General features: G+C 31.8%; 11 protein-coding genes. 6 read left to right on the top strand and 5 right to left on the bottom strand.

From position 1 onward, the window contains the following. Positions 1-40: 40 nt before the first annotated feature. The 3 genes from EI427_RS10515 to EI427_RS10505 all read right to left on the bottom strand — a co-directional run bounded on the left by EI427_RS10515 (position 41) and on the right by EI427_RS10505 (position 3,385). The gene (locus tag EI427_RS10515) at positions 41-682 is read right to left on the bottom strand and encodes a hypothetical protein (protein WP_126614369.1); all 642 of its coding nucleotides are present in this window, start codon (positions 680-682) and stop codon (positions 41-43) included. A 121-nt stretch (positions 683-803) separates the two neighbouring features. Beyond that, on the bottom strand, positions 804-1,991 hold the full coding sequence (locus tag EI427_RS10510; protein ID WP_126614367.1) for a DUF1501 domain-containing protein: 1,188 nt from the start codon (positions 1,989-1,991) through the stop codon (positions 804-806). Between the two features lie 11 nt (positions 1,992-2,002). Beyond that, positions 2,003-3,385 carry a DUF1800 domain-containing protein gene (locus EI427_RS10505; protein ID WP_126614365.1) on the bottom strand — a complete coding sequence of 461 codons (1,383 nt, stop codon included), beginning with the start codon at positions 3,383-3,385 and terminating at the stop codon, positions 2,003-2,005. Positions 3,386-3,593: 208 nt separating this feature from the next. Between EI427_RS10505 and EI427_RS10500 the strand changes: the two genes are divergently transcribed. From EI427_RS10500 to EI427_RS10475, 6 genes are all read left to right on the top strand, one after another. Next, the gene (locus EI427_RS10500) at positions 3,594-3,857 is read left to right on the top strand and encodes a hypothetical protein (protein WP_126614363.1); all 264 of its coding nucleotides are present in this window, start codon (positions 3,594-3,596) and stop codon (positions 3,855-3,857) included. 30 nt (positions 3,858-3,887) lie between these two features. Beyond that, positions 3,888-5,048 carry a sigma-54-dependent transcriptional regulator gene (locus EI427_RS10495; RefSeq protein ID WP_126614361.1) on the top strand — a complete coding sequence of 387 codons (1,161 nt, stop codon included), beginning with the start codon at positions 3,888-3,890 and terminating at the stop codon, positions 5,046-5,048. A 230-nt stretch (positions 5,049-5,278) separates the two neighbouring features. Beyond that, entirely contained in the window at positions 5,279-5,770 is a 492-nt protein-coding gene (locus EI427_RS10490; RefSeq protein ID WP_126614359.1) for a hypothetical protein, read from the top strand. A 254-nt stretch (positions 5,771-6,024) separates the two neighbouring features. Then, entirely contained in the window at positions 6,025-7,671 is a 1,647-nt protein-coding gene (gene pgi / locus EI427_RS10485; protein ID WP_205727841.1) for a glucose-6-phosphate isomerase, read from the top strand. Between the two features lie 238 nt (positions 7,672-7,909). Then, a complete protein-coding gene (locus tag EI427_RS10480) occupies positions 7,910-9,985 on the top strand; it encodes a PP2C family protein-serine/threonine phosphatase (RefSeq protein WP_126614357.1) in 2,076 nt (691 codons plus the stop codon). A 68-nt stretch (positions 9,986-10,053) separates the two neighbouring features. Then, positions 10,054-11,910, top strand: coding sequence for a HAMP domain-containing sensor histidine kinase (locus EI427_RS10475; RefSeq protein WP_126614355.1), 1,857 nt, complete (start codon positions 10,054-10,056; stop codon positions 11,908-11,910). On the opposite strand, the gene EI427_RS10470 is transcribed toward EI427_RS10475, so the two are convergent. Both EI427_RS10470 and EI427_RS10465 read right to left on the bottom strand, forming a co-directional pair. Further along, entirely contained in the window at positions 11,902-12,861 is a 960-nt protein-coding gene (locus EI427_RS10470) for an L-threonylcarbamoyladenylate synthase (protein WP_126614353.1), read from the bottom strand. The genes EI427_RS10475 and EI427_RS10470 overlap by 9 nt on opposite strands. 5 nt (positions 12,862-12,866) lie before the next feature. Next, complete coding sequence (locus EI427_RS10465; RefSeq protein WP_205727840.1) at positions 12,867-13,601, bottom strand: VC0807 family protein; 735 nt, start codon at positions 13,599-13,601, stop codon at positions 12,867-12,869. Position 13,602 lies beyond the last annotated feature (1 nt).

Here is a 13,602-nt window from a genome sequence, read left to right as displayed (position 1 = left end):
GTGATACATTTAAGTATCACCTTTTTTGTAGAAGATATTTTTATTTATCTTCTATCATGATCATTTTGACTTTTATTTCATCATCATCATGAAGTTCATGATCTGTAGATCTATTAATTACCTGCTTTATTGTTTCTCCATTATCTAGTGTTACATCAGCAGTAATTTTTGTCAAATCGCTATTAATTTCAACATTCATGTTATTAATAGTTTTAATAGATTGATGATAATCTTTTTGGATCGCATCTTCTATTTCATCTCTGTATAAATTATCATCACTAGGTAATGAAGTTCCATCTACAGATTTTTCGTATTTAATAACTCTATGTTGTCTACCGTTATCTTCGGATAGCTCAATATTGATATTTCCATCAATATTACCAGCCCATTCGAAATTTTGTGAAGTAGTTAATCTATTTACTACTTTTTCCATATCTTCTGGACTAAGATTTATTGTTCTTTTTTCTATATCTCCGTTTTCTAGTAAAACTGTAGCGTTTACTGTAATTCCCTTATCATTGCTCTTAACATCAACTTTTTTGATATCTACAGCATCTTCTCCAAACCTTTCTTTGAGGTTAGGGAAGAAGATAGGGATATTATTGCTTTTGTGATCAATAACTATTTTTTCATCATCCTTTATATCAATTGTTTGACAACTTATAAAAAATATATTAGTCACAAAAATTAGGATGAAAGTTTGAAATTTGCTCAGCATATTATGTTCAAGTGGTCCTACTTTGTGTAGGTTGTTAGTAATTAATTGCAAATAAGTAATAATATGTTATTCAAGCAATTAACTACTAGATTAATGACAGTTCATTAATGTTTTTTGACATAATTTCCGAACTACTAACATTCAGCCAGTTGTTTAACAGGTCTGCGTATATACTTCTAAAGTCAACTGAATGTATAAGGTCTCCTCTATTTAGATTTACTAAATCAGGATTTTCGTTTATTATACCTTCTTTTTTAAGGTTTTTACCAATGATAAATACATTGTTGGCAGCCCCATGGTCAGTACCTTTACTAGCATTTTGTTTTACTCTTCTTCCAAATTCTGAAAAAGTCATAATCACAGTATCTTTAAAGTGATCTGTTTTTTCAAGCTCTTCAACAAAAGCAGAAACACCCTCAGAATATTGCTTTAGTAATTTACTCTGTTGAGGTATTTGACCTGCATGTGTGTCAAACCCGCCTAATGAGGCGTAATATACTTTTGAGTCCATTCCTGATTGAATCAGCTCTGCAATACTTTTTAAGTTTTTACCTAGAGCTGTATCAGGAAAAGTAGTTTTTGATTTATAAACTTTGCTGTGTTCAAATATATATTCGGCAGATTGATTAGCCTCTGTAAGTGTTTTATATAAATACCCTTGGTTATCTTCGTTTAAGTTTTCTGCTTCTCCAGAAGCAAGAGTATCAAACTGACCAACTTTTAAAGTGTTGTAAAACGTATAAGGGTTGTCTACTGCAATACCTTTAATCTGGCTACCTTTCATTGCTAGAGATAAAGTATTATCTAGTTCAATACCTTCTCTAGGTTTAGAGCAATGAGCATCCATATATCTCCCAAGCCAACCTGTATTAAGATATTGGTTTGCATCACTTGCCGTATGCCATATATCCATACTTCTAAAGTGCGATCTATTAGGGTTTGGGTAGCCGACATTATTAATTACAGATACATAGCCTTTATGAAAAAGATCTGCAAAACCTTTCATCTGACCATTTATTCCTAAGTTATTATCTAATTGAATTAAGTCTTCTTTTTGTATTGCAATGCTAGGTCGTGCCTTGTAATAATTATCATCTAAATAAGGAATAACGGTATTCAAGCCATCGTTACCACCAGAAAATTGGATAATTACAATTTTTTTTCCTTTATACTCTTCCTGTATTTGCCCTAAAGTTTGTTGTAAAAATAAAGGAGTAAAAAGTGTACCCGCAGTTAATAGAGACGATTTTTTTAAAAATGATCTTCTTTTCATGTTTTCCTAATTTAGCAAAGTTGATATTCTGGTAATGAAATAATTTGAATCACACGTTCTTTGAAACCATCATAAGCATTTGCTTTAAGATAATTTTGAGCATTATTAGAAAGCTTACCTCTGATTAATAGTTCTTCTAATGTACACTTCTTAATATCTTCTTGATGTGCATCTTCAACTAAAGTCCAATCAATTGAACATTTAAATTTGCGTAAGTATTTCATCTGTTTTTTATTACGATTGTCATTCGGGTCTTCATCGTAATTTTCTTTGTACGCTATAGGAATATCACCATTATTTAAAAGAATAGATGGCAATCTAAGTCGCATTGCAAGTCTCGAACTATCAATCCAATCTCGATCACCAGGCCAACCTGCTACGTTTGGAGGGTTGAATAATTCTTGATCTAAATTTCTCTGAATTATAATCCAACTTTGTTCATTTACAGGGTTTAAATCAAAACTTTTCTTTAATGAGACAAGTAATTCTATTGGGCTTTTGATTTTAGTACCAATATTTTCATCAGCATAAAACCAATTAGCATTAAAAATAAATGACATAGTTGCTGCTATATCATAATCTGATGTGTAAAATTTCTCTGCTATTAAATCAATATGTTTTTCATTAGGAACAGGATTTACAAAATAGGCATAGAGTTTAGTACTAATATATTTTGAACACTCTTCATGAGATGTAATCATGTTAATTACATCTTCACCTTCAAAATTGCCTGTTTTATTAAAGATTGTTTTTTCTCCACTGTCATGTTGTTTAGGAATAAAACGATATTCTAATGTTTTTTGTTTGTAATTCCATCCTGTAAAAGATCGAGCAATTTCTTTTACATCATTTTCAGTATAAACAGTATCTCTTCCGAGAGTGAAAAGCTCACATAATTCACGAGCAAAATCTTCGTTAGGTTTTTTCTTTTTGTTCTGTTTTAAGTGAAGATAATCTATCATTGCAGAAGATTTAGAAACCTCCATTATTAGTTTCTTAAAATCACCTAATCCATTTTTTCTGAGGATATTAGTGTACTGTAATGCTTTATACGGATCAGTAATTCTACAAGCAAAATGTCCATGCCAAAAGAGTGTCATTTTTTCGACTAATGCATTGTCTCCATGTGCCATTTCATCTAACCATTTGATGTTGATTTCTCTAGAGAATTGACGCATTTGCTTTCTCATTGACATGCGGTCATCGGCTTCCATTTTATATAATGGGGCATCTGGCTTTTTTGGTAAGTTATAAGTTAAGTCCTTAATTTCTTTAGGATAAACCAAAGTACTCACCCAGTCTTTATTAGTTATAAGTTGGTCGGCATTCTTCTTGTCTAGTCCAAAACCAGCTCTGGAATAGAGGTGAAGAAGTTTTTTGTATGTCTTTTTCATGTTAGTTGTATAAGTAATCGAATAAAATTTTATTCTGTTTCCAAAATAGTCAATTCTACGATTAAAAGATATTATGTAATTGAATAAATCAAAAAACAGATGAGTAGATGGAGTTTTAAATGGATAATATTATTTAGAAAAATATGAATAGAAGTGTATATTTGATGAATATTATCAGTATAAAAAAACTTTTTAACGAAACATTAAGATGAGGAGAAATTTTACGGCAGCCGGCTCTGATTTAGACAGCTTATTAAAAGAGACAGAAAAACAATGTTTGTATTTTAAGAAAGCTGCCTCATCTCAAACTTTAGAAGTTGCTATTCTAACCCCAATTGGAATGAAAGCTTTAGAAGCTTTAGAAGTAGCAAAATTAATGGAAGTGGTAACCAAACATTTTGCTAATGCAGAAATGGAATTTGAGTTTGGTGAATGTCAGGGCAGTGAATATTGCGTTGAAGTAGCTTGGTAATTTTTTAAGAAACAATATTATACTATACAAATGGCTAAGAAAATTCTTATTATTGACGACGAGAAAAGTATACGTTATACCCTTCGAGAAATTTTAGAATTCGAAGAATATGAGGTAGATGAAGCGAAAGATGGAGAAGAAGCACTGGAGAAACTCGTTGTAAATAATTATGACGTTGCTTTGTGTGATGTGAAAATGCCTAAAAAAGATGGTATTGAAGTTCTTACAAAGGCAATGGAAATGGGGAAAGCTCCTCAATTTATTATGATTTCTGCACATGCTAATATTGATATTGCTGTAGATGCTACAAAAAAAGGAGCTTTTGATTTTATTTCTAAACCACCAGATTTAAATAGATTACTTTTAGCGGTAAGAAATGCTTTAGATAAATCTTCTTTAGTGCAAGAAACTAAAGTACTGAAGAAACAGGTTGCTAAAAAATATGATATCATTGGTGAAACAGAGCCTGTTTTACAAATGAAAGAAACGATAGAAAAAGTAGCCCCTACAGAAGCAAGAGTTTTAGTAACTGGACCAAATGGTGCAGGTAAAGAATTAGTTGCACGTTGGTTACACGGTAAAAGCCCTAGATCTAAACAACAACTTGTTGAAGTGAATTGTGCTGCAATCCCTTCTGAATTAATTGAAAGTGAGTTATTTGGGCATGAAAAAGGTTCTTTTACTTCTGCAATTAAGCAACGTATAGGTAAATTTGAACAAGCCAATGACGGGACGTTGTTCTTGGATGAAATTGGCGATATGAGCCTATCTGCACAAGCAAAAGTTTTGCGTGCTTTACAAGAGAATAGAATTACTAGAGTAGGTGGTGATAAAGAAATTAAGGTTAATGTTAGAGTTGTAGCGGCAACAAATAAAGACCTTAAAGCCATGATTAAATCTGGTGAATTTAGAGAAGATTTATACCATAGGTTAAGTGTAATAGTAATAAGAGTACCTTCTTTAGCAGAACGTAAAGAAGATATACCTTTATTAATTAAGAAATTTCTTAAAGATATTGCCGGTGAATATGGGCGTCCGGAAACAAAGATTACTAATGGTGCTCTTGATAAAATGAAAGAGCCAGCTTGGACAGGAAACATTAGAGAATTACGTAATGTTGTAGAAAGACTTACAATTATGAGTCCTACAGAAATTACAAAGGATGATGTAGAGCGATATGCATTCTTATAAAATATAAAAACAAGGAAAACGACATTTAGGTGTCGTTTTTTTTATGTCATACATTTTGTATTGTTTAAAAGGATTAATATTCAAACCTGTTGTCTAAATTTTTGATAAATAAAGGGATAAGGCAAGTTTTAGATGCGTAATCACCTCATTTTTCTTCATAACATTGCGCTAACAAAAACAAGAGGCAGGAGACTGCCATTAATTACTGTATTTTAAACCTAATTACTGTTATGAATTTATTCAAAAATTTACTGGTATTAGCCGCAATGGTTTTAATATCACTAACTGTTACAGCGCAAGATTCACAATCAAAACAAAGCGGAGGAGCTAATTTTAGTGGCCCTGGTACATTAAATATCGGATTTACATCTGGTTTTAGTAATAATACCCTTGGTGTACAAGCAGATTATGAAATTGCACAACTTGGTCAGGATTTTACTGTTGGTGCTTCATTAGCCTACCAATCATGGCAAAATCATGATGATAAAAACAATTCTTTAGCTGTTGGTGCAAGATTTAGATGGTATGCTGATAGAGTATTAAATATCACGCATCAAAAATGGGATGTTTTTGCGAGTGGTGATATTGGGTTTAACATTGGAGCACCTAATGCACTTTGGTGGGGTATTGGTATTGGCGGAAAATACCATATCAATGAGAAAATTGGTCTACAAGCAATTATTGGAAGTGGTGCTCAAATAGGTATCCATTTTAATTTATAATATCTGTAGAAAGTACAATTATAAAGATCTGATAGTCATGTTCTTATTTTAAAATAGGGACATGGCTATTTTATTTGTTGCGTTTTCTGCCTTAAAATGGAATTTCATTATGAAATGATGTGAAAAATCATCAAAGTGTGAGTAAAATCAACTTGTTACATTCATTTGAAATTGTAATTTTGTGCATTGTAAGAAAAATTGCACGCTAACTTTTCTTACATACAAATTTTGTAACAAACTTAATACAATATATTATGTTGAAAACAGTAAATCCTACATCAACAACTGCATGGAAAGCACTTGAAGCTCACTTCGCTGATATGAAAGATGTGCAAATGAAGGACCTTTTTGATACAGACAAAGATAGAGCTGATAAATTCTCACTTACATTTAATGATATTTTTGTTGATTATTCTAAAAACATAATCAATGATGATACTCTTAAGTTACTACTTGATCTTGCAAAAGAAACAGGTGTAGCAGAAGGTATTAAAAGTATGTTTGCTGGAGAGCATATCAATGAAACAGAAGATAGAGCAGTATTTCACGTAGCACTTCGTAATCAGTCTAACGAGCCAATGAAAGTTGACGGAGAAGATGTGATGATAGAGGTGAACCATGTACTTCGTCATATGAAAGAATTTACTGAAAAAGTAACTTCTGGAGAATGGAAAGGTTATACTGGTAAGTCTATCACAGATGTAGTTAATATTGGTATTGGTGGATCTGATTTAGGTCCTTACATGGTAACTGAGGCTTTAAAACCTTACAAAACTAATGTAGATATTCATTTTGTTTCTAATGTTGACGGTACGCATATCGCTGAAACATTAAAAGGATTAAATCCTGAAACAACATTGTTTATTATTGCATCAAAAACTTTCACAACGCAAGAAACTATGACAAATGCCAACTCTGCTAGAGATTGGTTCTTAGAAGCTGCGAAAAGTGAAAACCATATCATGATGCATTTCGTTGCTTTATCAACTAACGAAGAAAAAGTTCGTGAATTTGGTATTGCTCCAGAAAATATGTTCCGTTTCTGGGACTGGGTTGGTGGTCGTTATTCTTTATGGTCGGCAATTGGTTTATCTATTGCTTGTAGTATCGGGTTTGATAACTATCAAGATGTTTTAAAAGGTGCCCATGCAATGGATAATCATTTTAAAACAGCTGATTTTGAAGAAAACCTTCCTGTATTATTAGCAGTATTAGGAGTTTGGTATAACAACTTCTTCGGTGCTGAAAGTCATGCCTTATTACCTTACGATCAATATATGCATCGTTTTGCTGCTTATTTCCAACAAGGAGATATGGAGTCTAATGGTAAAAATGTAGATAGAGAAGGTAATGTAGTAGATTACCAAACAGGTCCTATTATTTGGGGAGAGCCAGGTACTAACGGACAACACGCATTCTACCAATTGATTCATCAAGGAACAAAGATGATTCCTGCAGATTTTATTGCACCTGCAGTATCTCAGAACCCAATTGGAGATCACCACGCTAAATTGTTATCGAATTTCTTTGCACAAACAGAGGCATTGATGACAGGTAAATCTGAAGAAACAGTAGTTGCAGAATTTAAAGCAGCTGGTAAATCAGACGAAGAAATTGAAAAATTAAAAACATTTAAAGTGTTTGAAGGTAACCGCCCTACAAACTCTATCTTAATGAAAAAAGTTACACCTTTTACATTAGGAGCTTTAATAGCAATGTATGAGCATAAGATTTTTGTTCAAGGTTTAGTTTGGAATATTTTCAGTTTTGACCAATGGGGTGTAGAATTAGGTAAGCAATTGGCGAACAAAATTCTTCCTGAATTGGAAAATAATGATAAGATTACAGCGCATGATTCTTCTACGAATCAGCTAATCAATAAATATAAAGAGATGAGATAGTCGAAAAACTATAATCTTTCTTAATAGAACCTGTTAGATGTACTTCTAACAGGTTCTTTTTTTTGATCTTTATTGTGTTTTAATCGAAAATGGTATTTTTGTAAATTAATTCATGTAATACAGAACTTATCGCTTTATAAGTGATACTTAATCTAGTATATTACAAGCAAAAAATAGATTAATAGAAAGTACTATAATTTATGTATAGGCTTTTAGAAATATATAGATATAATTAAAGATGTTTAGAAAGATACAGTCGAGTATATTTTCTTATTTTTTTACTATTGTAATCATAGCACTAATAGTTTTAGTGGCAGGGATTAATAGTATAATTACTAGGTTCGAGAAGAAATCAATTGATCAATATTTGAAGCAAATTACATTAACTGTTTCTAGTTTTGCAGATAAAAAACTAGAAAGTAAACGTAAAGATGTAAAAGAACTGTCAGGATTATTTATTGATCTTGGAAAGTCAGAAGTAGCAAAAAATATTGATAAGCAACTTAAAATAGCGAAAGAAATTACAAGAGCAGATGACATATTAATCATTGACAGTAAACAGCAAACAATAACTAATTCTTTCAAAAAAGGACAAGAAATTGGTTTGAATTTGAATGATAAAGCTTTTGAATCTTTTAAGTTATCAGCATTAATTAAAAATATTACAAACGATAAAAAAGAGGTGTTTTGGGGTGATATTTATGCTTATCCTTTAAGTGATAATGCACCAAGAATTTTTCTTTTATCTAAAATTGAAAATTCAGATAAAGTGATTGCTTATGTTTTCGATCCAAGAAAATGGGAACTAAGTAGATTTATTGATGCAAATTTAGAACAAAGTACTGATGTGCTTTTTGTGGGTTCAGATGGGAAATTAAGAAGTAATTCTAAGCAATTTGAATTAAATCCATCAGCGGTTTTACTAAGACTTTCTCAACAGGGTTATTCTAAAGCAGAATTAGAAAGAGCTAAGAAACTAAATACTATCATTGGTATTCAAAGAGTTGATAAACGCATTATAGATGAACTTGACCAGTTTAATAGAGGCGTAATTGATGTGGCTTCGGTTAATGGTGTGAGGTCTTTAGCAATGATTCAACCGATTAGAAAAGATGGCTTGAATTGGAATTTAGTGGTTGAGTATGAAAAGACTCAAGCAATTGCCGGTTGGTCTAATGTTAGGATTTACATAAATATCCTTTTAATTATTATTGGGCTATTTTTTATAATTGCGGTAGTTCAAGGTGGAAGAAGATTAGCAAAACCAATTTACGCATTAAGAAAAGCTTTAGAAGATTTAGAAGAGCGTCCGAAAGTGTTTATTGCTTCTGATTATGAAAACACTGGTATTACTGAAGAAATGCTTGCAAAATTAGAAAGCATAAGTTCTCTAGTAAAAGGACAACATGAAAAAGGAGTAAAGGTTAAAGAAAAACTAGAGAAGTCTGAAAAGAAATTAGTAAGAAAAATGGATTTGCTAGATCAAGAGCTTGATAGAACAAAAGGTTTAGTTCGCGATGTAAATGCCTTAGAAGTAGTAAATAATGAGGTAAATCAAAGAGTAGAAAATACAATAAAATCTATTAAAAGAGTCTTGAAAGTGAAGCTATTTGACGCGAGTGTTTTTTCTTCATCAGTAGAAAATTTCTTTCACATGTCGAGCCTTAAAAGTGATATTTCTAGTGATTTTATCTTATCATTTGAAAGAGACAGTCGCTTGTTTTTCTTTTTAGGAGATACAAATAAACACAATACAGATGCAGCATTATACCGTATGGTAATTAATTCTCTGATTAATGATGTTGTTAATGTTAAGAAGATATCTTCTCCAGATAGAATTCTTGAAACATTAAATCGTCAGATATTAGATATGCTAAAACATGATGAATTTGTATTTGATTATCCTGTAAATCTTGCAGTCTGTGTTTATGACCGACAAAGACAAATGATTGAATTTTCTTCAGCAAATCAATCAATTTTTATCTATAGGGATACTGTTTTAGATGAAATTAAAGGGGACAATATCGGAATAGGAGGAGTTAATGGAGAGCATCAATTAAAATTTGAAAATCATTATTTGCCTATAAATAGAGTAAAGAATTGTAATCTTTATATGTTTAGCGATGGTTATATAAATCAAACAAATAGAGAAAATATTCCATTTGGTCAGTTTCGTTTAAAAGAGCTTCTAATCGATATTCAATCAGAAGCTATAGATAATCAAAAAGATTACGTACAAAAGACGTTTATTGAATGGAAAGGAGATGAAAATCAGCAAGATGATGCATCTATTTTAGGCTTAAAACTCATCTAAGTTTTTAAAACAATAGAAAAAGACTATTTTTGATAAATAGCAAATTATATCGAACTAACTATTGTGTTATGAATTATGGCAGCTTAAGAGGGCGCATACTTACTGTGTTTATTTCTTTCTCAGTGTTATTTAGTTGTATCTCATTTATAACTTACAAATACATTCATAGAAGTGAAGAATTGGATCAGGTGAAAGCTTGGTTGATGCACTTAGAAGTAAGCGTACTTGATTTAATAAAGCAAGATGCAAGTGATATTGTAACGGATTTATCGGTTAATTATATCACCGAAGAATCTCTTGAAGAGTTTGTGAATAGTAGAGAGAATAGAGTGGCGTTAGTGTCTGTATCTATCGATAAATTACTTAACCATGAACAGGTAAATGAATGGGGATTAGAAAGTAATTTATTTTTTATTGATAGTTTAATAGATCAATACAATAGACAAGTTCATGAACTAATAATAGCAAAAAAATCATTAGGTTCGGATTCTACAGGGTTGTACGGCTCTATGTATAACAATGCCAAAATTTTGAGTGATCTGCCTAAAATGAATTATGTGAGGCTATATGATGAAATGCAATTAAACGGCATGAAGTATCTATTAGATCCTAAAACATCCTATGTTTTATCAATCAACCGTTCTGCGGGTCAGCTACAATATGAGCTCGAAAAAGATAAGAAATTAAAGCATTTCTCTAAAGCAGTTGAAGAATACTTGGGTGCTTATAATGAGATTGTTTTAATTCATTATAAAATTGGTAACAATAACAGAGAAGGTTTAAAAGGGAAATTAAATAACACAGCTTCTTATGTAGAATCTGAGTTCGATTCTTTAAGCACAGATGTTTCTAAACGTTTTCTTACATTAATGTGGAAAATTAAATTCTCCTATTTACTTGTTTCTTTAGTGGCAGTTTTATTTACAGTTGTTGTTGGTTATTATACTGCATCTAGAGTATCTAACCCAATAACAGTTTTGCAAGATAGAACTCGTAAAATTATTGAAAGTGGGTATGTTATGAGCGGTGGTGAAGTAGATTTTAAGAAATTGAACAAGCCAACTAGAGAAGTAGCAGCTTTAGCGTCATCCTTTCAGGAAATGTACGAGATGATTCAAAATCAATTTGCAGAGTTAGAGCAGGGCAATCGAAAACTCAAGAACTCTAAAAAGAAATTGATGGAGACAAATAGAGTAAAAGACCAATTCTTTTCAATTATATCACATGATTTAAAAGGACCAATAAATACTCAGTTAGGGTTTTTGAAGCTCTTAATGGAAAGGTCTAATGCTTTTTCTCCTGAAGAAATTCAGATTTTAGCAAAGGAAATGCACGGTTCTATGAAGAACTTAATGGGATTAATGGAAAATCTCTTGGCTTGGTCTAGATCAGAATCTCAAGCATTAAATTTTGATATTGTAAAAACTGATGTAGGGACTATAATCAATAGAAATGTAGATTTACTCCGTCCTGTAGCAAAAGAAAAATCTATTGTACTAAATGCAGAGATAAACCATGATAAAGCAATTTTAGCAGATCAGAATAGTTTAGATTGTGTTCTACGTAACATCATATCAAATGCAATTAAATTTACATCGGCAAATGGTAAAGGTGTGATTACAATAGCAACATCAAATTTTGAAGATAAAGTGGAGATTTCCGTTACCGATAATGGAAATGGGATGACTGAAAAAGAGCTCAAAAAATTATTAGACACTTCTGTTCAATTTTCTAAAAAAGGAACAGCTAGAGAAAAAGGAGTTGGATTAGGAATGATCTTAGTACAAGATTTTGTAAGAAGAAATAAAGGAGAGCTATTTATAAATAGTCAACCCAATATAGGTACAAGATGTGCTATTTTATTTGATACTTATAAGGTAGCTCAACATAAAATAGATCTAAAAGTAGAAGAGCAGCTATCCTAAGGATGCTGCTCTTTTAATTCTATCATTCATTGCTCTTCCAAGTCCCTCTTCGGGCATCCATTCTCCTAAAATGAACTCTGGATTGAGCTTATCAATAGCTCGTAGTGTCTTAAATAAATTCCTAGCCGCCTCAGATAAATCACCTGATTTGGATAGAATACATTGTTTATCTAATGGAAGCGTAGTATAAGTATCTTTTAATGATAAAGTAACAACGTTCTTCCCTTTATATTTTTCAATCAAATCACCAATATTCCCTAATAGTAATGTTGAATTTGGAGCATAGTGCCTGTGCAACATTCCAGGTGCTTTAGGTTGTGAAGAAGATTGAGCATTTACATTTACCTTTCCAATGACAGTTTCGATATCTTCGACCGCAATTCCTCCTTTCCTATAAATGGTAGGAATGCCTTCTGGAAAACCAATAATTGTAGATTCCACGCCAACTTCACAAGCACCTCCATCTAAAATGAAAGGTATCTTATTGCCTAATCCATCTTGCACATGTTGAGCAGATGTTGGGCTAATATATCCAAAAGGATTAGCACTTGGTGCCGCAACAGGATAATCTAATTGTTCTAATAGCGATAAGGTTAAATCGTGTTTTGGAACACGAACAGCAACAGTATCTAATCCACTTGTAATTAGATCGTGGATTTTTTCTGAACGAGGTAAAACCATTGTTATAGAACCTGGCCAAAAAGCGTCTGCAAGTTTTTTAGCAGCATCAGGTAAATCTTTAATATATGGAGATAACCGTTCTAAAGAAGAACTATGTATAATAAGGGGGTCAAAACTAGGTCTAGCCTTCACCTTAAAAATATTTGCAACAGCTTCTGGATCTAGGGCATTGCCGGCTAAACCATAGACTGTTTCAGTAGGTAAGCCAATCAAATCGCCATTATCTAAAACTTTTTTAGCTTCAGTTACAGATGAATTAATTATAGCCATGATATTTATTTATCTTCTTTTTCCTTCTTTTTTTCCTCTTCTTCGAAACCAATTAATACTTCTTGCATTTCGAAACCAGTATACTCTTTAACGCCTTTTATTAGGTACATTAAAGCACCCATCATCACAATAGTAGATGGAAGAGCAATTACTAGCCAACTCCAAGCATTCATTTGGCCTAGTTCTTTAGTAAACTCCACTGTGCTAGAATCACTTTTAACAAGTATTTTAGCAAGCATATAGTTTAGTCCAGAAGATAAAAAGAAAGATCCAGCAAGCATAAAAGAAGTATTTCTTAAACGTTTGGCAAATAAATCTGTAGTCTGTCTAAACTTTAATTGAGCACCTATTTTTTTAACATCAAGTAGATTGTCGTTATATAATAACTTTTCTACAAGAGGATATTTAGTAAAAGTAGAGATTAAAACTATTACACCGATAAGACCAGGAATTGCAGCTTCTTTAATGGCAATTAAATCTGCAGGTAGATGCAATAATTTTATACCTCCAGTTAGCAAAACGTTGATAAAGCCAAGAACAGCAATAATACTTACTTCTTTCTTTTGGAAGAATTCATAAATACCAAACCCTAATGGGAACGCAAGGCCAATAACAACGGCATTAACGTCTCCTAAATATTCAGGATCACTAAGTTTAGAAAGTACCACTGTCGGTATCACAATATTTAGTAATAGACTCAATATTGGAGACTCTTTCTTTTTCTGTGTTTTATTTTGCATC

It is taken from the genome of Flammeovirga pectinis (genome assembly GCF_003970675.1).
Classification (GTDB): domain Bacteria; phylum Bacteroidota; class Bacteroidia; order Cytophagales; family Flammeovirgaceae; genus Flammeovirga; species Flammeovirga pectinis.
Note: the sequence above shows the minus strand (reverse complement) of the source record. Positions and strands in the feature narration are given on the sequence as shown.